This is a genomic window from Streptomyces caeni, assembly GCF_042678285.1.
In the GTDB taxonomy this organism is placed as follows: Bacteria; Actinomycetota; Actinomycetes; order Streptomycetales; family Streptomycetaceae; genus Streptomyces; species Streptomyces caeni.
Window position 1 is genome coordinate 140,669 of the sequence record NZ_JBHUDX010000026.1, and the last position, 22,237, is coordinate 162,905.

Consider the following 22,237-nt stretch of genomic DNA (forward strand, 5'->3'; position numbering starts at 1 on the left):
CCGGCAGACCGGGGCGGCGGCCGGTCATGACGCCCTCATCCAGCGGTCGCGCAGCCCCGCGAGCACCGCGATGGACACGGCCAGCAGTACCAGGCTCAGGGCGACCGCCGCCGCTGGGTCGTTCTGCAGCGCCAGGTAGACGGCCAGCGGCATCGTCTGCGTGCGGCCGGGGAAGTTGCCCGCGAAGGTGATCGTCGCCCCGAACTCGCCGAGCGCCCGCGCCCATGCCAGCACGGCACCCGCCCCGATGCCCGGAGCGATCAGTGGCAGCGTGACCCGGCGGAACGCCGTGAAGCGGGAGGCGCCCAGCGTCGTGGCGGCCTCCTCGTAGCGGTGGTCGGCGGCCCGCAGCGTGCCCTCGACGCTGATGACGAGGAACGGCATCGCCACGAATGCCTCCGCCACCACCACCCCGGCCGTGGTGAACGGCAGTGTGATCCCGAACCACCCGTCCAGCCACCGCCCCACGACCCCGTTGCGCCCGAGCGCCAGCAGCAGCGCCACACCGCCCACCACCGGCGGCAGCACGAGCGGCAGCGTGACCAGGGCCCGTACGACACTCCGGCCCGGAAACTCCGTGCGGGCCAGCAGCCAGGCCAGCGGCACGCCCAGCACCAGGCTCATGGCGGTGGCGGCGGTCGCGCTCACCAGGGACAGTCGCAGCGCCTGCCACACCTCCGCACTGGTCAGCTGGTGCGGCAGGCTGTGCCACGGGGCCCGCATGAGCAGGGCGACCAGCGGCAGCAGCAGGAACACCAGGCCGACGAGGGCGGGCAGCAGCAGCGGCAGCGGTGTGCCCGGCCCGCGCACACGCCCGCGCGGCGGCCCGCCCACCAGGGTGTCGGGCGCCGTGCCGGTCGCGTCGGACTGCGTCATGGCTGGAGGAACCCGGCCTCGGTCAGGACCTCGCGGCCTTCGGCGGACCTCACCAGCGCGACGAACGCCTCGGCGGCCGGGGCGTTGGGAGCGTTCCTGAGCAGGGCGATCGGGTAGTCGTTGACCGCCTCGGCGGACTCGGGGAACTCCACGCCCCGCACCCTGCCGCCGGCCGCCTTCACATCCGTCCGGTAGACGAGGGCGGCGTCGGCCTCCTTGAGCTCGACCTTGTTCAGAGCGGCCTTGACGTTTTGCTCGTAGGAGACCGGGGTGAGCCTGAGGTGGCTCGCGTCCAGGGTCTTCTGCGCGGCGGCGCCGCACGGCACCGTCTTGTCGCACAGCACGACCTTCAGGCCGGGCCGGGTGAGGTCCTTGAGGGAGGAGATCTTGTCGGGGTTGCCCGGCAGGGTGGCGATCTCCAACTGGTTGCGCACGAAGGTGGCGGGCGTGCCGGAGACGCCGCCCGCGTCGGTGACGATCTTCATCGTCTTGGGGCTGGCCGCGGCGAAGACGTCGGCCGGGGCGCCGCCGGTGATACTCGCGGCGAGGGTGTCGCTGCCGCCGAAGCTGAGGGCCACCTTCGTGCCCGGGTGTTCCTTCTCGAACTTCTCGCCCAGCGCGGTGAAGCTCTCCTTGAGGGAGGCGGCGGCGAAGACGGTGACCGTGCCGGACGGCTTCGACGACGAGGACGCCGAGGAACCGGATGCCTTGCCGGAGCCGGGGCCGGACCCGGACGAGGCGGAGCAGGCACTCAGGGCCAGCAGCGCGGCGGCCGCCGAACCGGTCACCTGCAGGGTCCGGCGACTTCGGCGTACGGAACGGGTCATCACGGCTCCACTTCCTCTCTTGTGCGGAAGGAACCCGGTGGACCCTCCGATGTGCCGATCACATTGTCGCAGATGCCAGCTGGAATCCTCCTCCCGCCTGGCACGAGCCGGTTGGTGCGTCTGGAAGGGTGTGCACATGCCATCACACCCCTGATCCACCGCCCCGGATCGCGCCCCGGGCGTGATCCGGAGCCGGCCCGCGGTCCGCGGCACACCCGCCGCGTACCGCTCAGGTCCGGTCGATGTGCACGTTCGTCGACTTCACACGGGCCGTGGCCTCCGTCCCGACCTCCAGGCCCAGTTCCTCCACGGCCTCCCGGGTCAGCAGGGACACCAGACGGTGCGGCCCCGCCTGGATCGTGACCTGGGCGGCCACGTCACCGAGCTTGACGGCGGTGACGATGCCGGGGAACGCGTTGCGCGCCGAGGTGTACGAGGGGGCCTCCTCGTCGCCGGCACGGGCCAGCTCGACCGAGAACGCCGCCAGGTCCCTGCCGTCGATGACGCGACGCCCGCTCTCGTCTCGCCGGGTCGCCATCCGCCCCGCGTCCGCCCACCGCCGCGCGGTGTCGGGGCTCACCCCCAGTAGACGGGCGGCCTGACCGATTGTGTAGGACTGCATGGGCGCCAAGATAGGCGCACTCACCGCCCCGGCCGAAACGGCCCGGGGTGACCGCCGGCGTGCCGGATCCCCGGAAACCGACGTGGCTACCCTCACCCGCATGGGATGATCCGGCGGCATGGGCGTGTCCTGGGCGGTGCGGAGCGTACGCGCGGCGGTGTTCTCCGTCGTCTGCGTGCTGCTCGCCGCCGGGGGCCATGCCCTGGCCACCGGCGCCGTTCCGCAGGTGTGGGTGGACGCGGCCGCCTCCCTGCCCGTGTTCGCCGCCGCCGTGGCGCTCGCCGGGCGTGAGTGCTCGCTCCGTGCGATCGCCGCCGCGATGCTCACCGTGCAGGGTGCCCTCCACCTCGCCTTCGCGGCGGCCGGACCGTCTCATGTGCCGATGCGCATGCCGGGCATGTCCCACGCCATGCACATGGCCTGTGCGCCGTGCGTAACGGCCTCTCACGTCGTCGCCGCGCATCTCGCCGCCGCGCTGCTCGCCTCCTGGTGCCTGCGGCGCGGCGAGGCCGCCCTGTGGTCGCTGCTGCGCAAGGCGGTCACCTTCGTTCCGGGCCTGGTCGCCTGGTGGCGGCGCACGGCGCCGCCGCCCGTTTGCGTCGGAGCATCGCGCCCGCACGGCCGCAGACGCCATCCGCTCGGGCAGGCGCTGCCGCGCCACGCCCTGACCAGGCGCGGCCCACCCCCGGTCGCCCCGTACGCGATCTGAACCCCCCATTATCGAACACCAGTACGGAGTGTGCCCCGTCATGTCCCCGATGCGTACCACCCTGCGCCGTGCCGGCACCGTCGGCGCCCTCGCCGCCGCCTGCGTCCTCACCGCGGCGGGCGCGGCCTTCGCGCACGTCACCGTTCACCCCGAGAGCTATGCCAAGGGCGCCACGGACGGCGTGCTGACCTTCCGGGTCCCCAACGAGCAGGACACCGCCGCCACCACCAAGGTCGAGGTGTTCCTGCCCACCGACCACCCGATCCTGGGGGTGCTGGTCAGCCCGCAGAACGGCTGGACCGCGCAGGTGACCACCACCAAGCTCAAGAAGCCCGTCACCACGGACGACGGCACCATCACCGACGCCGTCTCCCAGATCACCTGGACCGGCGGGCGCATCCGCCACGGCCAGTACCAGGACTTCGACGTCGCCTTCGGCCGGCTGCCCGACGACACCGACCGGTTGACCTTCAAGACGCTGCAGACCTATTCCGACGGCACGGTCGCCCGCTGGATCGAGGAGACACAGGGTGCGGAGGAGCCGGAGAATCCGGCGCCGGTGCTCCGGCTGACCGCCAAGGGCGGCGCGGAGGAGGACGGTCCGGCGGCGTCCTCCTCCACCGGCACGGAGAAGACGGGGACCTCCACCACCAAGGCCGCCTCCTCCGACGACTCCACGGCCCGCGGCCTCGGCATCGCCGGCCTGGTGGTGGGCGTCCTGGGCCTGGCCGCCGCGGGCTTCGCGATCGTCCGCGGCCGCAGCCGCACCTCGGCGTCCGAGGAGAGCGACGACTGAGGCGGTGACGGCGCTGTGCGGCCGCTGCGCTCTCTGGGACCCGACAGACGCAAAGAGCGCAGCGGCTGCGAGAGCCCGTCGTCGTCGAGCACGAGTGCCGACGCGGCCGCCCGGGCCGCCACCGCCGGGCGGCCGAGCGCACCATGTCCTGGCTCGGTGGCCGCCGCTGCGCCGGCTGTAACGACCGCTAATTGGTTTGCCGCCGGCCGGCCCGGTCGGATAGGAAGCCTGCATGCTGAGGGGCGGCAAGGTCGGGCTCAGGGCCCGGCACGAGGACGACATCCCGATCCTGCAGGCCGAGCTCTACGACGACGTGGTCAACCACTCGCGGGCCGACGGCCGGCCGTGGCGGCCTATCACGCCCGGCTCGAAGGACTCGCCGTTCGTGGTGGACGACAAGGAGCAGCGGCACGTCCCGTTCTCCGTGGTGGAGCTGGACGGCGGCACGCTGGTCGGCGACGCGATGCTGTGGGACGTCGACAACCACAACCGGTCCGCGCACATCGGTCTGGGGCTGCTGCCGTCCTCACGCGGCAAGGGCTACGGCACCGACGCGGTCGCGGTGCTGTGCCACTACGGTTTCGTCGTGCGCGGCCTGCAGCGGCTGCAGATCGAGACGCTGTCGGACAACGCCGCGATGCTGCGCTCCGCCGAGCGCAACGGCTTCGTCCGCGAGGGCGTGCTGCGCTCCTCGGCCTGGGTGATGGGCGAGTTCCTGGACATGGTGCTGCTCGGGCTCCTCGCCCAGGACTGGAAGCCGGACCCCAGGGCCCGGGCCGCCGCCCGGCGGGCACGGTGAGCCGGCCGCCGGGCAGCAGACCGATCGACGCGAGCGCGGCCGGCCAACGATTACGGCGACCCGGCCGGCACCTGACGCTCCCACGCCCGCGGTCCGGCCGGATCCGGCGTCAACTCCCGTCGGCGGGGCGGGGAGCCCACCGTTCCTCGACCTTCGCCAGCCGCCAGTAGGCGAGGGCGGCCGCCCACACGACCACGAACAGCCCGACGATGACGAAGCCCACGTTGCCGAGGTCGAGCCCCGCTACCCAGCCGGTGACCGCGTCCCGCAGGTCCAGCTTGTCGTGCAGGACGCCGACCAGTTCGATGGTGCCGATCAGGAAGGCCACCGCGATCGACAGTCCGGTGATCGTGAGGTTGTAGAACACCTTGCGCACAGGGTTGGAAAAGGCCCACTGGTAGGCGAAGTTCATGAACGTGCCGTCGAGGGTGTCGAACAGGCACATCCCGGCGGTGAACAGCAGCGGCAGGCACAGGATCGCGTACCAGGGCAGTCCGGCCGCCGCACCCGAGCCCGCCATCACCATCAGCGTGACCTCGGTGGCCGTCTCGAAGCCGAGCCCGAACAGGAAGCCCAGCGGGTACATCTGGCCGGGGCGCGAGATCGTCCTGGTGAGGCGGCCGAGAACGCGGTTCATGAACCCCCTTGAGTCCAGGTGCCGTTCGAGTTCCTTCTCGTCGTACCTTCCCGAGCGCATCGACCTGAAGACCTTCAGGATGCCGGTGAGGGCGACCAGGTTGAGGGCGGCGATGAGGTAGAGGAACGCGCCGGCGACCGTGGTCCCCATGAAGCCGAGGACCTGGTGGGTGTGGGAGTTCTCGTTCGTGACCCGGTCGGCGAGCTGGGTGCCGGCCGCGATCATGACAGCCAGCAGGACCACCACGCTGGAGTGGCCGAGCGCGAACCAGAATCCGACGGTCACCGGCCGCTTGCCCTCGGCCATCAGTTTGCGGGTGGTGTTGTCGATCGCGGCGATGTGGTCGGCGTCGAAGGCGTGCCGCATGCCCAGGGTGTACGCGGTCACCCCGAGCCCGATGCCGAACGCTTTGGAGCCGACCGCGTAGTGCTCCGGCACCACCAGGAGGAACAGGATTCCGAAGGCGGCCACGTGCAGGGCCGCGATCAGCGCCAGCAGCGCGGCGGTTCGCAGGGTGTCCTCGCGCCGCCACCGGAAGGACGCAGGGTTGGGCAGGGTCATACGGTCACGCTCCAGCACCTCGTGGATCACTTCGTGAGATGCCGTGGCCGGTCTCCTGGCTGACGGATCACCGCGCCCGTCCCAGCCTTCCCGGCCGTGTACGGCCAGTGGCGCCACCCGCGAACGGGCGGCACGGAACGGGAACTCCCCGATCACAGTGGCGAGGGCCGCTCCGGCCTGAGCCCCTGAGGGCTTTCACCGGTCTTCCCGAACACCACGGCCCGCCCACCTTAGGGCGGACCCGGCAACGCCTGCAAGGTTGCACAGTTGCGCAGATGTCTTGAGGTATCGAAGATCACACAGGGGCACCTGGGACAATGGTCCGCATGCATCTCGTCCCCGCCGAACGCGCCGGCCGGCGCATCATCGACGGCAACCGGGTCTGCCAGGCCATCGAGGCCATCGGTGAGCCCGGAGCCGTGCGTGCCTGGGCCGACCGCTTCTCCCTGCTCGCCGATCCCGGCCGGCTCGCCCTGCTGCTCGCCCTGCACCGGGCCGGGCCGCTCGCCGTCTCCGATCTCGCCGTGGCGACCGGCATGAACGACCCTGCCGTCTCGCAGGCGTTGCGGCTGCTGCGGACGGCCGAGGTGGTCGCGGGGGAGAAGCAGGGGCGGATCGTCCGCTACCGGGTGACCGACCCGGTGATGCTGGAGCTTCTGAAACAGGTGACGTGACGGGCCATCACCTCAAGGCCACGGGCGCGCTCGGGCGGGCCCCGGCCCGAGGGCCGTCACTTCGGGTCCGCGGTCCCGCGCTCCAGACGGATGTCCTGGCTCGACAGCGTCATCGGCGACGCGGAGAAGGCACGCAGCCGGACGCGGGTGCCCTTCGCGGGCAGGACCAGACGGCCGCCCGGCGCACGGAGCCGGTAGGTGGCCGTGGCGTGTCCGGGCACGGACGACGGACCGCGCAGCACCGTCCAGTAGCGGCTCATGCCCTGCCCGGTGGTCACCATGAAGTGAGGCTGGAGAGCCGCGTCGCCGGTGTTGCGCACGCGGACTGTGAGCGTCTCCACGGTGAGGGGGGTGCGGGTCGAGCCGAGCGCCTGCATACGCAACGGCGGAGAGCCGGTCGCCGCCACCGTGACGGCCACCAGGGACGGCAGCAGCAGGGTGGCGGCCAGCGCCGTGCGGGCCGCCGGGCGGCCCCGCAGCAGCCGCGGCTGCCAGGCGGTGGTGAAGACGGTGGGGGGCACGGTGACGGCGGCCGCGAGCCACAGCGGCGTCATCAGCAGGTAGTAGCCGTCCTGTGAACGGGTCGCCAGGAAGAACGAGCACCAGGGCAGCACGGTCGCGGCGGGGCCCAGCCGGCGCACGAACAGCACGAACACCGCCAGCAGGCCAGCCGCCAGCAGCATCCCGGCCTGCGAGTACCACACCAGGCGGTCGCTGCCGTCGGTGAAGTAGAGCGAGATGTCGACCAGCCCCTGGCCGTGGATCACCGCGCCCTGGGTGATCGGCAGGGCGATGCCCGCGGCCCAGCCGCGCGGTTCGGTCACGATGAAGTACGCGTTGATCAGCAGCCAGGTGCCGGCGGCCGTGCCGGCGATCCGCGCCACGGCGAGGGCGGCCCCGCGCCCGCCCAGTTCGCCGCGGCGAAGCGCGTAGACCCCGGCGAGCAGGAACGGCGCGAGGAACCATGGCAGTTGCTGGCTCGCGCAGGCCGCCCCCAGACAGGCGGCCCGTGCCCAGTCGGCCGGACCGCCCTCGCCCATGCGGGTCCAGCGCACCACCACGGGGATGAGGAAGGCCAGCGCAACGACCGCCGGGTAGCCGAGCCGGGCGTACGTCGGGACCATGCCGAAGCCCAGGCACACCATGGTGGCCGCCGAACGCCACGGTGTCGGCAGCATCCTCCACAGGACGACCGCGCCCAGCACGATCGCGCTGGTGGTGACCAGCGTCTCCGGCAGCGCGCCGTGGCCGGCCCACAGCAGCGGCGCGGTCAGCATCAGGGTCAGTGGCGGGTAGCCGTACGTGAAGTCGTAACCGCCGTGCACCGTCGCCGTGTACGCGATGCCGTGACCGAACAGCCAGGGCCACGGCTGCCCGTACACCGGCCGGCCGTGGAGCAGTTCGCGGGCGGCCTGTGTGGTGAGGATGGACTCGTCGCTGAACCCGTGCTTCACGGAGAGCGCGCAGTAGGCGAGCGTGACCGCTGTGACCAGGACCGTCAGGTCGAGGCGAGCCAGTGCACGGGCGCTCCGCACGACCAGCGTCAGCACACCGGTGGCCAGGATCGACGCGTAGCACATCGAGATGACCGCGGCGACCGCCAGGTGGTGACTGGCGGCGGAGGACCACACCGCTCGGGTGCCGATGAACAGGCTGATGTCCGCGAGCAGCGTCAGGACGCGATGCCACTGTGCGGGAGTCTCCTCCGGCGCGGTCATGAGCGGGCGCGTCCACCGGTCCTTTGCCGGCGGCCTTACTTCTGCCAAGTGCACGACAGGGAACGTAAGCGGACATGATGAACATCAAGCCGATGAAGGTGAAGAGTCCGGTATGAGGGCAGTAAGAAGCATCTGTCCTTGGTGCGCGTCCGGTGCGGGACGGGTGCGAGGGTTGGCACACGAGGGCGGCATGCGAGGGGCGCCTTCCGGCCGAAGTGACGGCCGGGACTGTAGCGGTCCGTGTCGCTGTTGGGCCGAACGGGTGACCATGCGTAAGAATTGACCGGTGCAGACGATGAGTGCGAGCCACCCCGGGGAGGGCCGGTGAACAGTCGCGATGTCACCGACGAACAGTGGGAAGGGCTCGCCCAGGTCGTTCCGTTGCGCGGACGGGACGCCTGGCCGTCGGCGGTCGGCCACCGGTCCGTACCCGAGGCCGAGACCGAGGCGCGACGCCGCTTCGTGGTGCTGCGGGTCAATGTGTTCGCGGACGCCCGCGAGGTCGCCGAGACGCTGATGGCGGGGGTGCCCGTGCTGCTCGACCTCACGGGCGCGGAGACCGAGGTCGCCAAGCGGGTGCTGGACTTCAGCACCGGCGTCGTCTTCGGACTCTCCAGCGGGATGCACCGGGTCGACCGCAATGTGTTCCTGCTGACGCCGCCGGGGACCGAGGTACGCGGGCTGATGGAGGGGGCCGGCGTCCCCGGAGTGTGAGGCCGGGTCCGTGGGCGGGCCGACGGCTCGCTCGATCGTGGGAAGCGTGCGACGGCGGAACGGTTCGCCCCGAGCACGACGGCCTACGGTCCGGACATGACCGTCTCCTTCGCGCCGTCCCCGCCCGGTTCGGCTTGTCTCGCGGATGCGCGGCCGGACCGGCCGCGCGTCACCGAGTTGCGGCTGTCCGCGTTCGCCGGTCACCGGCGGGCCGTCTTCGCCCTGGGACCGCTGACGCTCTTCACGGGACCGAGCGGCTCGGGCAAGTCGCGGGTGCTGCAGGCGTACGAGGCGCTGGCGCGGCTCGGCGGCGGGGCGGGGCTGGCCGAGGCGTTCCCCCGTCCGGCGGCCTGCGTTCCCGAGCGGGCACGGCCCGACGCCCAGCGGCGGCGCGGCTTCCGCATCGGCTGTACGGCCGACGGCCCGCAGGGCCCGGTCCGGCTGGATGTCGCCGTCCAGGCCGAGCCCGATCTGCGTGTCGTGGGTGAGCGGTTGACGTCCGGCGGACTGGTCCTGCTGGAGACGGCCCTGCGCGACCCCGGACGTGCGAGCGTGCAGGCGGCCTGGCACACGGCGGGATCCTCCCCGGTGACCCGCGGTCCGCTCCCGGACGACCGCCTCGGCACCGCCCTGCTGCCGCTGCGCGTGGCCGGCCGGACGGACGGCCAGCGCCGAGTGCTGGCCGCGGCCGAGCAGATGGTCGTCGCCCTGCGCTCCGTCTTCGCCTGCGATCCGAGCCCCCGCCGGATGCGTGCTCCCGCCCCGTCGGCCGCGGGCCGGCTGCTGCCGGGCTGCGACAACCTGGCGGCCGTGCTGCGGCGTACGCGCGCGGAGTGCGCCCGGCGGCACGCGCTGCTGGCCTCGGCGGTCGGGGCCGGGTGCGCGGGACGGGTCGTGGATCTGCTCGCGGAGCCGCTCGGTGACGGCACGGTGCGCGCGCTGCTCGACCGCGGGGACGGGCTGCGGACGCCGCTGGAGCTGCTGGGCGACGGCGAACTGCGGTACGCGGCCCTGGCCCTCGTCCTCCTCACCGGCCCCGGCGTGCTGGAGGTCGACCCGGCGGGGGAGGTGCCCGCGGCGCTGCAGACGCTCACGGTGCTGGCGGACGGCCTCGACCGCTGTATGGACCGGCGGCAGGCGCGGCAACTGCTGGAGCTGGCGGCGCGGATGTGTGAGCGCGGCCATATCCGGCTGGTGGGCGCGGTGAGCGAGGCGTCCTGGGCGGCGGGGGTGGAGGGGGTGACGGTGGTAGACCTGAGCCCGTGACAGAAGAACCCCGGCGGCACGACGACCTGGACGTGGCGCGGCTGCAGCGCCGGCTCGCGGAGTTCGCCGCGGCACGCGACTGGCAGCGCTACCACACCCCGAAGAACCTGGTGGCCGCGCTCAGTGTGGAGGCGTCCGAACTGGTCGAGATCTTCCAGTGGCTGACGCCGGAGGAGTCGGTCCGGGTGATGGAGGACCAGGGTACGGCGCACCGGGTGACCGACGAGGTCGCGGACGTGTTCGCGTATCTGCTCCAACTGTGCGAGGTGCTGGGCATCGACGCGCTGGCGGCGCTGGACGCGAAGATCGACCGCAATGAGGAGAGGTTCCCGGCGCCGGGCGCGGACTGAACGACGCCCCCCGAGCCAGATCGTCACTCTACGGAGTTATGGAATGGTTCCCACCTCTCAAGTTGTCCACAGATTTCGGAATAGCTCTGGCTTTTCGTGCCCTGTACCTTCACTCTGGGTAGTGGACAACGGAGTTCGGGTAGACGTGCACCAGCGCGTCGGGACGGAGCGGGGGCAGCGCATGGACGCGGTGCGGCTCATCGTGGCGAGCAGGCGTGCCCTGGCGGGGAGCGAGGACGGGCCGAGGATCATGGCGGAGGCGTGGCAGGCGTATGCCCTGGCACAGGCGATGGGCAGCCGCCTCGCCGTCTCGGGCCCGCCCGAACTGCGCGGCGAGGCACTGGGGTTGACGGAGCTGGCGGGCCGGGGCTGCGGCGTTCTGGACACGCCGCCCCTCGACGTGGCCGATCTGCGTGCCGCTCAGCTCACGGACCTGGGAGATGCCCGCAAAGCGCTCCTCGACCTCGGCACCCTCCTCGCGGAGCTGGGCATGGCCCTCATCGCCGTCGCGAGCGCGGCGGACGACGAGGGCACCTACTGGCAGTGCATGGAGGCGATCGACGCGGCGGACGAGTCGCGGGACCGGGTCAGAGAGCTGCTGCGCAGGCTGGCGGCGAGGGACGGTGAGATACGGGAACGGCACCGGACGGCGGGGTGAGCCGGGTCGGCCGGCGTCCCGGCGCCCGGTGGCACGGCCGGGCTAAACCGATCCGCAGGCGCCGGGAAGTACCGTCCGCGGGCAAGCCCCCACGAGAACAGGACATCGCTGATGAACATCGCCAGTCCCCTGGCAGGCAAGCACGTAGTCGTCATAGGCGGAACGTCCGGTATCGGCCTGGCCATCGCCGAGCACGCGCTGGCCGCCGGGGCGCGGGTCACCGCGGCCAGTCGCAATCCCGGGCGTGCGGCGGGCACCGTGCCCGCCGGCATGGCAGTCGAGCAGGTCGACATCACCTCCGCGGCGTCGGTCGAGTCTCTGCTGGAGCGTGTCGGTGCCTTCGACCACCTGGCGGTGTCGGCGGGTACGACGGCGCTGGGCACCGTGCGGGAACTGGACTCCGGCGCCGCCCGGGCGTTCATGGACACCAAGTTCTGGGGCGCTTACGAGGGGGTGCGGGCCGCGGCGGACCGCATCGCGAAGGACGGTTCGATCGTCCTGATCGGGGGCATCGCGAGCCGCAAGCACGGCCCGGGCCGGCCGACCATGGCTGCGATCAACGCCGCGCTGGAGGCCTTCGGCAAGGCCAACGCCGTCGACCTGGCCCCGGTGCGGGTCAACGTCATCGCCCCCGGCCTGGTCGAGACCCCCGCCTTCGACGATGTCCCGGTGGATGTGCGGCAGCGCTTGATGTCCCAGTACATCGCCAGCGTGCCCGTCGCACGTGTCGGGCTGCCCGAGGACATCGCCTGGACCGCGGTGTTCTTAATGACCAACGGCTATGTCACCGGATCCGTGGTCGACGTCGACGGCGGCGCCCAGCTCACCTGACCTGCGCGGTCGCCGCGGGGCGAGCAGCGCGGGCCCGCCGCCTCCGGGACGGGGCAGAGGCGGCCTGCCGGTGGCGGGAGGCCGGGGCGGGGCCGCCCCTCGGGGCCGGGCTCGGCGCCGCAGGGCGATCACCGGGGTCGACCTCTGCCCGAGCGTGCAGGATGGAGGCATGGATCTTCGCATCTTCACGGAGCCCCAGCAGGGGGCGACCTACGACACCCTTCTCTCCGTCGCCAAGGCCACCGAAGACCTGGGCTTCGAAGGATTCTTCCGCTCAGACCACTATCTGAAGATGGGTGCCGTGGACGGCCTGCCCGGACCCACCGACGCCTGGATCACCCTCGCGGGCCTCGCCCGTGAGACCAGGCGCATCCGTCTCGGCACGCTGATGACCGCGGCGACCTTCCGCATCCCCGGCGTTCTGGCCATCCAGGTGGCGCAGGTCGACCAGATGTCCGGCGGCCGCGTCGAACTGGGCCTGGGCGCGGGCTGGTTCGAGGAGGAGCACAAGGCGTACGGTATCCCGTTCCCCAAGCAGAAGTTCGGTCGTCTGGAAGAACAACTGGAGGTCATCACGGGGCTGTGGGGGACCGAGGCCGGCGCGACCTTCAGCTTCCACGGCGAGTACTACGACCTGACCGACTCACCGGCCCTGCCCAAGCCCGCCCAGGCCAGGATCCCGGTGCTCATCGGCGGCCATGGCGCGACCCGCACTCCCCGGCTGGCCGCGCGGTACGCCGACGAGTTCAACATGCCGTTCGCGTCGATCGAGGACAGTGAGCGCCAGTTCGGCCGCGTCCGTGCCGCCGCCACCGAGGCCGGACGCGACGCGGACGCGCTGACGTACTCGAACGCGCTGGTGGCCTGCGTCGGCAAGGACGACCAGGAGGTGGCCCGCCGCGCCGCCGTGATCGGGCGCGACGTCGACGAGCTGAAGGCCAACGGGCTGGCGGGCTCCCCGGCCGAGGTCGTGGACAAGATCGGCCGGTACGCGGAGATCGGCTCCCGGCGCGTCTACCTCCAGATCCTCGACCTGCACGACCTGGACCACCTGGAACTGATCTCCGCGCAGGTCCAGTCCCAGCTGACCTGACCCGCGCGCCCCCGAGCCCTGCCCATGCCCATGCCCTTGCGCGGGCCGCGGGTGCGGGCAGGGCACGGGACGCACGGCGCCGCGGTGCGGCGCCGCGGTACGGCGCCGCGGTACGGCGCCGCACCCGCGACGGTGGCACCGGAACAACCACCAACCCCAAGCGCACCGGATCCTGGGCAGTTGTTCGAAATCCGTTGGTCACCGGTACCCCGGGGCCGGGAGACTCGGGACATGTTCCTGACGATCAGTGCCACCGGCACAGCCGAACGCCCGGCGACCGACCTCGGTTTCCTGCTGCACAAGCATCCCGACGCGTCCCAGGCGTTCTCGACCTCCTACGGCACCGCACACGTCTTCTACCCGGAAGCGGACGCCCAGCGCTGCACGGCGGCGCTGCTGCTGGAGGTCGATGCCGTGGCGCTGGTCCGGCGGGGCAAGGGCAAAGGGCGCGGCGGCGCGCCCGACGCGGCGCTCGCGCAGTACGTCAACGACCGCCCGTACGCGGCCTCCTCACTGCTCGCCGTGGCTCTGAGGAACGTGTTCTCCAGCGCGATCCGCGGCGTGTGCAAGGCCAGGCCCGAGCGTGCCGGGCAGCCGCTGCCGCTGCGCGTGGAGGTGCCCGCACTGCCCGCCCGGGGCGGCCCCGACCTGGTACGACGCCTCTTCGAACCGCTCGGCTGGACGGTCACCGCCGAACCGGTCGCGCTGGACGCCGAGTTCCCCGAGTGGGGTGACTCCCGCTATGTGCGCCTCGCCCTGGAGTCGGACGCGCTGACCCTGGCCGCCGCCCTGCGCCACCTCTACGTCCTGCTGCCCGTCCTCGACGACGCCAAGCACTACTGGGTCTCCTCCGACGAGGTCGACAAACTGCTGAGGGCCGGTGAGGGATGGCTGCCCGACCACCCGGAGCAGAAGCTGATCACCACCCGCTATCTGTCGCGCCGCTGGTCGCTGACCCGGCAGGCGATGGAGCGCCTGGAACTGGTCCGGCTCGCGGAGGCGGACGACAGCGAGGTCGAGGAGATCGACAACGCGGTCGGGGCGGAGACCGAGACGGAGGAGAGGCCGGCGCCGCTCGCCGTGCAGCGCAGGGACGCGATCACCGCGGCGCTCCGGGAGTCCGGTGCCGCCCGCGTCCTGGACCTCGGCTGCGGCCAGGGCCAGTTGGTGCAGGAACTGCTCAGGGACCCGCGGTTCACGGAGATCGTCGGCGTCGACGTGTCGATGCGGGCGCTCACCATCGCCTCCCGGCGGCTGAAGCTGGACCGCATGGGGGAGCGGCAGGCGTCGCGCGTGAAGCTGCTCCAGGGCTCGCTCGCGTACACAGACGGCCGGCTGAAGGGGTACGACGCCGCCGTGCTGAGCGAGGTCGTCGAGCACGTCGACCCGCCCCGGCTGTCCGCCCTGGAGTACGCGGTGTTCGGCTCGGCGCGGCCCCGCACGGTGCTCGTGACGACCCCGAACGTCGAGTACAACGTCCGCTGGGAGAGCCTTCCGGCCGGGCACGCCCGCCATGGCGACCACCGCTTCGAGTGGACGCGGGAGGAGTTCCGAGCCTGGGCGGACGCGGTGGCCGGGCGGCACGGGTACGGCGTGGAGTTCCTGCCCGTGGGGCCCGACGACCCCGAGGTGGGGCCGCCCACGCAGATGGCCGTCTTCGCCCTGGGCACAGCTACGACGACCGCCACGACGACCGCCACGACGACAGCCACGACCACCGCCACGACCACCGCCACGACGACCGCGAAGGAGGAGAACGCCGCATGACCGAGGCACCCACCCGCGTATCCGCCCCGGCCCGTGCCGAGGGGCGCACCCTGCCCGTGACGGACCTCTCCCTCGTGGTCCTGATCGGCGCGTCGGGATCGGGCAAGTCGACCTTCGCCCGCAGGCACTTCAAGCCCACCGAGGTCATCTCCTCGGACTTCTGCCGCGGCCTGGTGGCCGACGACGAGAACGATCAGAGCGCCAGCCGCGACGCCTTCGACGTGCTGCACTACATCGCGGGCAAGCGCCTTGCGGCGGGCCGCCGCACCGTCGTCGACGCGACCAGCGTGCAGCAGGACAGCCGCCGCCAGCTGATCGACCTGGCCAAGCGGTACGACGTGCTGCCCATAGCCATCGTGCTCGACGTACCGGAGGAGGTGTGCGCCGAGCGCAACGCCGCCCGCACCGACCGGGCCGACATGCCGCGCCGCGTCATCAGGCGCCACATCCGCGAACTGCGCCGCTCGCTGCGGCACCTGGAGCGGGAGGGCTTCCGCAAGGTGCACGTCCTGCGGGGCGTGGAGGAGGCCGAGAACGCGGCGGTCGTCACGGAGAAGCGCTTCAACGACCTGACCCATCTCACCGGCCCCTTCGACATCATCGGCGACGTCCACGGCTGCTCCTCGGAACTGGAGGCGCTGCTGGGCAAGCTGGGTTACGTCGACGGCGTGCACCCGGAGGGCCGTACGGCGGTCTTCGTCGGCGACCTGGTGGACCGGGGCCCGGACAGCCCCGGTGTCCTGCGCCGGGTGATGTCGATGGTGGCGTCGGGCGACGCGCTGTGCGTGCCCGGCAACCACGAGAACAAGTACGGGCGCCACCTCCGGGGCCGCAAGGTCCAGCCCACGCACGGGCTGGCCGAGACCGTCGAGCAGATGGAGCGGGAGAGCGACGCGTTCCGGCAGCAGGTGAAGGAGTTCATCGACGGCCTGGTCAGCCATTACGTTCTCGACGGCGGCCGGCTGGTGGTGTGCCACGCCGGGCTGCCGGAGAAGTACCACGGCCGTACCTCCGGCCGGGTCCGCTCGCACGCGCTGTACGGCGACACGACGGGGGAGACGGACGAGTTCGGGCTGCCGGTGCGCTATCCGTGGGCGGAGGACTACCGGGGCCGGGCGGCGGTGGTGTACGGCCACACGCCCGTCCCGCAGGCGACCTGGCTCAACAACACCATCTGCCTGGACACGGGCGCCGTCTTCGGCGGCCGGCTGACGGCGCTGCGCTGGCCGGAGCGGGAACTGGTCGACGTACCGGCCGAGCGGGTGTGGTACGAGCCGGCTCGGCCGCTGGTCACCGAGGCGCCCGGCGGGCACGACGGCCGTCCGCTGGACCTGGCGGACGTGCACGGCCGCAGGGTGGTCGAGACGCGCCACGCGGGCCGGATCTCGGTCCGTGAGGAGAACGCGGCGGCAGCCCTGGAGGTCATGAGCCGGTTCGCGGTGGACCCGCGGCTGCTGCCGTACCTGCCGCCGACCATGGCCCCGACCGCGACCTCGCATGTCGAGGGCTATCTGGAACACCCGGCCGAGGCGTTCGCCCAGTACCGGGAGGACGGGGTCGCGAGGGTCGTGTGCGAGGAGAAGCACATGGGATCGCGGGCGGTGGCGCTGGTGTGCCGGGACGCGGAGGCCGCCCGGGCGTGCTTCGGGGTCGAGGCCGGCCCCACCGGCTCGCTCTACACGCGCACCGGCCGCCCGTTCTTCGACGACCCGGCGGTGACGGAGGAGGTCCTGGACCGGCTGCGGCAGGCCGTGTCGGCGGCGGGTCTGTGGGAGGAACTGGCCGCGTCCGGCAGCGCCTCCGGCGCGGGCGGCTGGCTGCTGCTGGACGCGGAGCTGATGCCGTGGTCGCTGAAGGCGTCCGGGCTGCTGCGGAGCCAGTACGCGGCGGTCGGGGCGGCGTCCGGGGCGGCGTTCCCGGGTGCCCTGGCGGCGCTGGAGCGGGCCGCGGCGCGCGGCGTCGACGTAGGGGACCTGCTGTCGAGGCAGCGCGAGCGGGCGTCGGCCGCGACGGCGTTCACGGAGGCGTACCGGCGGTACTGCTGGCCGACGCAGGGCCTGGAGGGCGTCCGCCTGGCGCCGTTCCAGCTGCTGGCGGTCCAGGGCCGCAGCCTCACCGGGCTGCCCCACGACGAGCAGCTGGCGCTCATCGACCGGCTGGTCGAACACGACGGCAGCGGGCTGCTGCAGACGACCCGGCGGCTGTTCGTCGATACCGGTGACCCGGAGTCCGTGCGGGCGGGCATCGACTGGTGGCTGGAGATGACGGGCCGGGGCGGCGAGGGGATGGTCGTCAAGCCGGTGGAGGCGGCGGTCCGCACCGCCGCCGGCCGTCTGGCGCAGCCGGGTGTCAAGTGCCGGGGCCGCGAGTACCTCCGGATCATCTACGGTCCGGAGTACACGCGCCCGGACAACCTGGCGCGGCTGCGTTCCCGCTTCCTCAACCACAAGCGGTCGCTGGCGATCCGCGAGTACGCACTGGGACTGGAGGCCCTGGACCGGCTGGCGGAGGGCGAGCCGCTGTGGCGGGTGCACGAGGCGGTGTTCGGGGTGCTGGCGCTGGAGTCGGAGCCGGTGGACCCGCGGCTGTGACGGGCCGTCGTCCGCGGTGCGGGGACCCGGCGCCTGTCCGGGCCCCGTGGCGCAACGTGCGGCGCGTGCGGCGCGTGCACCAAGGAACGGGGGTGTGCCCGTCGTCAAGGGGGGGCGAAACCAGCGGGTCCGGTTTGCCATGAAACAAGGGTGAACACACGCCCGAATGGTCAGGATGGAGGCATGGGATTCCACGTCGACTCCGAGGCCGGGCGGCTGCGCCGCGTCATCCTGCACCGGCCCGATCTCGAGCTCAAGAGGCTCACCCCCAGCAACAAGGACGCGCTGCTCTTCGACGACGTGCTGTGGGTGCGCCGGGCGCGCGCCGAGCACGACGGGTTCGCCGACGTGCTGCGCGACCGCGGGGTCGCCGTCCATCTCTTCGGCGATCTGCTCACCGAGGTCCTGGCGATCCCGGCGGCGAGGTCCCTGGTCCTGGACCGCGTCTTCGACGAGAAGGAGTACGGGCCGCTCGCCACCGACCATCTGCGGGGCGTCTTCGAGCCGCTGCCCGCACCCGCGCTCGCCGAGGCGCTCGTCGGCGGTATGACCAAGCGGGAGTTCCTCGACGCCCACCCGGAGCCGACCTCCGTCCGGTTCCACGTGATGGATCTCGACGACTTCCTGCTGCGGCCGCTGCCCAATCACCTCTTCACCCGCGACACCTCCGCCTGGATCTACGACGGCGTCTCGATCAACGCGATGCGCTGGCCCGCGCGGCAGCGCGAGACCGTCCACTTCGAGGCGATCTACCGGCATCACCCGCTGTTCCGCGGTCAGGACTTCCACGTCTGGTCCGAGGGGCAGGCCGACTACCCCTCCACGATCGAGGGCGGCGACGTGCTGGTGATCGGGAACGGCGCCGTGCTCATCGGTATGAGCGAACGCACCACGCCGCAGGCCGTGGAGATGCTCGCACACAAGCTCTTCGCCGCCGGGTCGGCCCGGACGATCGTCGCGCTCGACATGCCCAAGCGGCGCGCCTTCATGCACCTGGACACCGTGATGACCATGGTCGACGGGGACACCTTCACCCAGTACGCGGGGCTCGGCATGCTCCGCTCGTACACCATCGAGCCCGGCGCCGTGGACGCGGAGCTGAAGGTCACCGACCATCCGCCGGAGCACATGCACCGGGCGATCGCCGCGGCGCTGGGGCTGAGCGAGATCCGGGTGCTGACCGCCACGCAGGACGTGCACGCGGCGGAGCGGGAGCAGTGGGACGACGGGTGCAACGTCCTGGCGGTCGAGCCGGGGGTCGTCGTCGCCTACGAACGGAACTCGACCACCAACACGCACCTGCGCAAGCAGGGCATCGAGGTGATCGAGATCCCCGGGAGCGAGCTGGGCAGGGGAAGGGGCGGGCCGCGGTGCATGAGCTGCCCGGTGGAGAGGGAAGCGGTCGCCGTGTGACGCGTGGTGCGGGAGACCGTACATGCACGAGAACTCTTCCGCATAGAAATGTGGGGCGTCGTATAGACTTCCACATCATTCTCGTGTTCGACCTGCCCCTCGTACCTTGGAGCACCGCCATGGCGACAGTCCCGACCGCCCTCGCCGGCCGCCACTTCCTCAAGGAGCTGGACTTCACCGCCGACGAGTTCCGCGGCCTGATCGAGCTGGCCGCCGAGCTGAAGGCGGCCAAGAAGGCCGGGGCCGAGACGCGGTACCTGGAGGGCAGGAACATCGCGCTGGTCTTCGAGAAGACCTCGACGCGCACGCGCTGCGCGTTCGAGGTCGCGGCCGCAGACCAGGGCGCGCACACCACGTACCTGGACCCGGCCGGCTCGCAGATCGGGCACAAGGAGTCCGTGAAGGACACCGCCCGTGTGCTCGGCCGGATGTTCGACGCCATCGAGTACCGGGGGAGCGGGCAGGCCGTCGTCGAGGAACTGGCCGCCCACGCCGGCGTGCCCGTCTACAACGGCCTCACCGACGAGTGGCACCCCACCCAGATGCTCGCCGACGTGCTCACCATGACCGAGCACAGTGACAAGCCGCTGACCGGCATCGCCTTCGCCTACCTCGGCGACGCCCGATCCAACATGGGCAACTCCTACCTCGTCACCGGGGCCCTGCTCGGCATGGACGTCCGCATCGTCGCCCCCGAGCGGCTGTGGCCGGACGGCGCGGTCGTCGAGGCGGCCCGCCGCCTCGCGCGCACGTCCGGCGCCCGGATCACGCTGACCGAGGACGTGAAGGAGGGCGTGCGCGGCGCCGACTTCGTGGCCACCGACGTCTGGGTGTCGATGGGCGAGCCCAAGGAGGTCTGGGACGAGCGGATAGCGCTGCTCGGCCCGTACGCAGTGACGATGGACGTGCTGCGCGCCACCGGCAACGACGACGTGAAGTTCCTGCACTGCCTGCCGGCCTTCCACGACCTGGGTACCGCCGTGGGCCGCGAGATCCACGAGCGGCACGGACTGGCAGAGTTGGAGGTCACCGACGAGGTGTTCGAGTCCGCGCACTCCGTCGTCTTCGACGAGGCGGAGAACCGCATGCACACCATCAAGGCGATCCTGGTCGCCACCCTCGCCTGACAGTGAGGATGTGACGTGGTGACGCCGCTGGTGGGCCTGACCCTCGCCTGACCGATATGCGGATTGCGCGCCGCAGCGCCGTCAAGGCCCGCGCCCAGACGATGAACCAGGTCCGCGGCCTGTGCGTCTCGGCCCCGCGATGCTGTGTGAACAGGTGGCAGGGGTGGAGAGGGCGGCCGTGACAGGCACCCCGGCCCGGCTGCGGCCCGGCGACGACCCGTCCCGGCCCCTGGCCGCGACCCGGGCGGCGCTGCGGCGGCTGGCCCGCCACCAGGCGCTCGACGCGGAGATCGCCGAGCTGGACGCCGAGATCGGCCCGCTGGTCGAGCAGGCCGCGCCCCAGATGCTGGAGCCCTCCGGCATCGGCCCCGAACCGCTGGCCGGCTGCTGGCCTCGGCCGGGGACACCCTCGAACGGATGCGCTCGGAAGCCGCGTTCGCGCACCTGGCCGGGGTTGCGCCGATCCCGGCCTCGTCCGGACGCATCCACCGCCACCGCCTCGACCGCGGCGGCGACAGGGCCGCGAACAACGCCCTGCACACCATCGTGCTCACCCGCATGCGCTTCGACGAACGCACCCGCGCCTACGCCGAACGCCGCACCGAGCAAGGGCTGAGCAAGAAGGACATCATGCGCTGCCTCGAACGATTCGTCGCCCGAGAGGTCTACCGCGCCCTGACCAGCACACCAACCGAAGGAATCACTCGAACCGACCTGACTCCAGCGGCTTGACAGCCATGAGAGCATCCCGGTCCCGGCAGGTGCCGTCCCGTGCGCATCCTCACCCGCTCGCCCACCTCGCCAGTCCCCGGAGCGCGGCGTTGCGGCCGCGGTCCGGCACCGTCCACAGGGTCTGCCCGCGCACGCCCCACTGCTCCAGCAGGGCGTTGGCGGCCTGGAACCCGGTCGTCGCCGCCCGTTCCATCAGCGCCACGGGCAGTTCGCTGCGCACCAGGTCGCCCGCCACCACCAGGCGGGGATCGGGGGTGCGCACGGTCGGCCGGCCCCGGTAGCCGCCCACCGGGAACAGGGGGCAGTCCGCCCGCCACTCGTGGCGGGCGTCGACCACCGCCGCCGCGCGCGTCTCGGGGTAGACGCGGTGCAGCTGGCCGAAAAGGCGCTTCTCCTCCACGTCCCGGGCCGCCTCGGGCGCAACCGCGTAGGCGTGGAGTTCCACGACCGACCCTCCGGTGCGCGCGGCCCACCGGGCGGCCTCGTCCTCCCAGCGTTCCAGGACGCTGATGTTGTCCAGCGTGCCGAAGCCGCTGGTCCCGAGGAAGCCGGGCCGGTCGGGCGCGACGGGCCGGTCCAGCCACAGGCGGCTGACCAGGAACGGCGGGGCGGTGCGCAGCCGTGCGACGCGCTCACGCCAGGGGGCGTCGCCTAGTCGGTCGCAGCGGGCGACAAGGGAGCGCAGTCCGGCGGCGTCCAGGGCGAGGACGACGCTGTCGTACGGCCCCTCGTCCCCGTCGGTGGTGATCCGGTACCCGCCGTCCCGCGCCGGCGCGATGTGTTCGACGGGCGTGCCGGTGCGCACCTGGGCGCCGTGCCGCTCCACGTAGCCGGCGAGCGGGTTCCACAGGGCGTCCGGGAAGGGGGCGCGGGGCACGTCGAACAGCAGTCCTTCGGCGGAGCCGAGGAAGTAGATGTGGAACATCAGCGCCAGCTCCGCCGCCGACAGCTGCCGCGGGTCGGCGAAGAAGCTCCGGGAGAACACCTCGAAGGCCAGGTGCCGGGCTTTCTCCGGGAAGCGGACGGCGTCCAGGAAGTCGTGGGCGCTGATGGCGTCGAGGCGCGCGTAGACGTCGGGGACGCGGACATCGAACAGGGGCATGGCCGCGACCGGGTCCATGGCACCCAGGTCCCGCAGTCCGAAGGAGGGGCTGAGCAGGGCGAAGCCGAGCGCGCTGAACGGCGGGGTCCGCGGCACGTGCCGGAAGCCGTCCCGCGTTCCGCTGCCGTGCAGCAGGGGGTAGTCCGGCAGGCCGGTCAGCCGCGCCAGGGCGGGGTCGGTACGGCGCAGCAGCCCGCGCAGGTTGTAGTACTGGCGGAAGAAGGCGTGGAAGCCCCGGCTCATGGTCGCCCCGGTGCCGTCCCGCAGGCGGGTCGGCCAGCCTCCTACCCGCCCGCCGAGGTAGGGCTCGCGTTCGTACAGCGTGACGGCCACGCCCCGCTCGGCCAGCGCCGTGGCGGCGGCCAGTCCGGCGA

General features: G+C 72.2%; 21 protein-coding genes and 1 riboswitch. Of the genes, 15 read left to right on the plus strand and 6 right to left on the minus strand.

Annotated elements, in window-relative coordinates; genetic code table 11:
• Positions 1–24: 24 nt before the first annotated feature.
• From modB to ACFSL4_RS10955, 3 genes are all read right to left on the minus strand, one after another.
• Positions 25–876, minus strand: a complete 852-nt coding sequence (modB, locus tag ACFSL4_RS10945) for a molybdate ABC transporter permease subunit (RefSeq protein WP_381081095.1) — start codon at positions 874–876, stop codon at positions 25–27.
• Positions 873–1,703, minus strand: coding sequence for a molybdate ABC transporter substrate-binding protein (gene modA / locus ACFSL4_RS10950; RefSeq protein WP_381081097.1), 831 nt, complete (start codon positions 1,701–1,703; stop codon positions 873–875). Before modA ends, modB begins: the two co-directional genes overlap by 4 nt.
• Positions 1,704–1,932: 229 nt before the next feature.
• Positions 1,933–2,325, minus strand: a complete 393-nt coding sequence (locus ACFSL4_RS10955) for a TOBE domain-containing protein (protein WP_381081099.1) — start codon at positions 2,323–2,325, stop codon at positions 1,933–1,935.
• 118 nt (positions 2,326–2,443) lie between these two features.
• On the opposite strand from ACFSL4_RS10955, the gene ACFSL4_RS10960 reads away from it, so the two are divergent.
• The 3 genes from ACFSL4_RS10960 to ACFSL4_RS10970 all read left to right on the plus strand — a co-directional run bounded on the left by ACFSL4_RS10960 (position 2,444) and on the right by ACFSL4_RS10970 (position 4,629).
• Positions 2,444–3,034: a hypothetical protein gene (locus tag ACFSL4_RS10960; RefSeq protein ID WP_381081101.1), complete on the plus strand. Its 591-nt coding sequence runs from the start codon at positions 2,444–2,446 to the stop codon at positions 3,032–3,034.
• 40 nt (positions 3,035–3,074) lie between these two features.
• Positions 3,075–3,830, plus strand: coding sequence for a YcnI family copper-binding membrane protein (locus ACFSL4_RS10965; RefSeq protein WP_381081103.1), 756 nt, complete (start codon positions 3,075–3,077; stop codon positions 3,828–3,830).
• 232 nt (positions 3,831–4,062) lie between these two features.
• Complete coding sequence (locus ACFSL4_RS10970; protein ID WP_381081105.1) at positions 4,063–4,629, plus strand: GNAT family N-acetyltransferase; 567 nt, start codon at positions 4,063–4,065, stop codon at positions 4,627–4,629.
• 109 nt (positions 4,630–4,738) lie between these two features.
• On the opposite strand, the gene nicT is transcribed toward ACFSL4_RS10970, so the two are convergent.
• Positions 4,739–5,827: a Nickel transporter NicT gene (gene nicT / locus ACFSL4_RS10975; RefSeq protein WP_381081107.1), complete on the minus strand. Its 1,089-nt coding sequence runs from the start codon at positions 5,825–5,827 to the stop codon at positions 4,739–4,741.
• Between the two features lie 28 nt (positions 5,828–5,855).
• Positions 5,856–6,061, minus strand: a riboswitch (cobalamin riboswitch).
• Between the two features lie 92 nt (positions 6,062–6,153).
• Between nicT and ACFSL4_RS10980 the strand changes: the two genes are divergently transcribed.
• Positions 6,154–6,501 carry an ArsR/SmtB family transcription factor gene (locus ACFSL4_RS10980; protein ID WP_381081109.1) on the plus strand — a complete coding sequence of 116 codons (348 nt, stop codon included), beginning with the start codon at positions 6,154–6,156 and terminating at the stop codon, positions 6,499–6,501.
• A gap of 56 nt (positions 6,502–6,557) precedes the next feature.
• On the opposite strand, the gene ACFSL4_RS10985 is transcribed toward ACFSL4_RS10980, so the two are convergent.
• Complete coding sequence (locus ACFSL4_RS10985) at positions 6,558–8,219, minus strand: hypothetical protein (protein WP_381081111.1); 1,662 nt, start codon at positions 8,217–8,219, stop codon at positions 6,558–6,560.
• A gap of 324 nt (positions 8,220–8,543) precedes the next feature.
• Here ACFSL4_RS10985 and ACFSL4_RS10990 point away from each other — a divergent pair, with 324 nt between their 5' ends.
• From ACFSL4_RS10990 to ACFSL4_RS11040, 11 genes are all read left to right on the plus strand, one after another.
• On the plus strand, positions 8,544–8,933 hold the full coding sequence (locus tag ACFSL4_RS10990) for a cell division protein SepF (RefSeq protein WP_381081113.1): 390 nt from the start codon (positions 8,544–8,546) through the stop codon (positions 8,931–8,933).
• Between the two features lie 96 nt (positions 8,934–9,029).
• Positions 9,030–10,199, plus strand: coding sequence for an AAA family ATPase (locus tag ACFSL4_RS10995; protein ID WP_381081115.1), 1,170 nt, complete (start codon positions 9,030–9,032; stop codon positions 10,197–10,199).
• Entirely contained in the window at positions 10,196–10,549 is a 354-nt protein-coding gene (locus tag ACFSL4_RS11000) for a nucleotide pyrophosphohydrolase (protein ID WP_381081117.1), read from the plus strand. The genes ACFSL4_RS10995 and ACFSL4_RS11000 overlap by 4 nt, the downstream gene beginning before the upstream one ends.
• Positions 10,550–10,730: 181 nt before the next feature.
• On the plus strand, positions 10,731–11,207 hold the full coding sequence (locus tag ACFSL4_RS11005) for a DUF6099 family protein (RefSeq protein WP_381081209.1): 477 nt from the start codon (positions 10,731–10,733) through the stop codon (positions 11,205–11,207).
• A 111-nt stretch (positions 11,208–11,318) separates the two neighbouring features.
• The gene (locus ACFSL4_RS11010) at positions 11,319–12,038 is read left to right on the plus strand and encodes an SDR family oxidoreductase (protein WP_381081119.1); all 720 of its coding nucleotides are present in this window, start codon (positions 11,319–11,321) and stop codon (positions 12,036–12,038) included.
• A 169-nt stretch (positions 12,039–12,207) separates the two neighbouring features.
• Complete coding sequence (locus ACFSL4_RS11015) at positions 12,208–13,131, plus strand: LLM class F420-dependent oxidoreductase (RefSeq protein ID WP_381081121.1); 924 nt, start codon at positions 12,208–12,210, stop codon at positions 13,129–13,131.
• Positions 13,132–13,362: 231 nt separating this feature from the next.
• Positions 13,363–14,898 carry a 3' terminal RNA ribose 2'-O-methyltransferase Hen1 gene (locus ACFSL4_RS11020; RefSeq protein WP_381081123.1) on the plus strand — a complete coding sequence of 512 codons (1,536 nt, stop codon included), beginning with the start codon at positions 13,363–13,365 and terminating at the stop codon, positions 14,896–14,898.
• Positions 14,895–17,489: a polynucleotide kinase-phosphatase gene (locus tag ACFSL4_RS11025; RefSeq protein WP_381081125.1), complete on the plus strand. Its 2,595-nt coding sequence runs from the start codon at positions 14,895–14,897 to the stop codon at positions 17,487–17,489. The genes ACFSL4_RS11020 and ACFSL4_RS11025 overlap by 4 nt, the downstream gene beginning before the upstream one ends.
• 183 nt (positions 17,490–17,672) lie before the next feature.
• A complete protein-coding gene (locus ACFSL4_RS11030; protein ID WP_381081127.1) occupies positions 17,673–18,902 on the plus strand; it encodes an arginine deiminase in 1,230 nt (409 codons plus the stop codon).
• 119 nt (positions 18,903–19,021) lie between these two features.
• Positions 19,022–20,029 carry an ornithine carbamoyltransferase gene (gene argF / locus ACFSL4_RS11035; protein WP_381081129.1) on the plus strand — a complete coding sequence of 336 codons (1,008 nt, stop codon included), beginning with the start codon at positions 19,022–19,024 and terminating at the stop codon, positions 20,027–20,029.
• A 417-nt stretch (positions 20,030–20,446) separates the two neighbouring features.
• On the plus strand, positions 20,447–20,761 hold the full coding sequence (locus ACFSL4_RS11040) for a transposase (RefSeq protein WP_381081131.1): 315 nt from the start codon (positions 20,447–20,449) through the stop codon (positions 20,759–20,761).
• Between the two features lie 49 nt (positions 20,762–20,810).
• On the opposite strand, the gene ACFSL4_RS11045 is transcribed toward ACFSL4_RS11040, so the two are convergent.
• Positions 20,811–22,237 (minus strand): FAD-dependent oxidoreductase (locus ACFSL4_RS11045; RefSeq protein WP_381081133.1); only part of this gene is annotated, 1,427 nt, incomplete at its 5' end.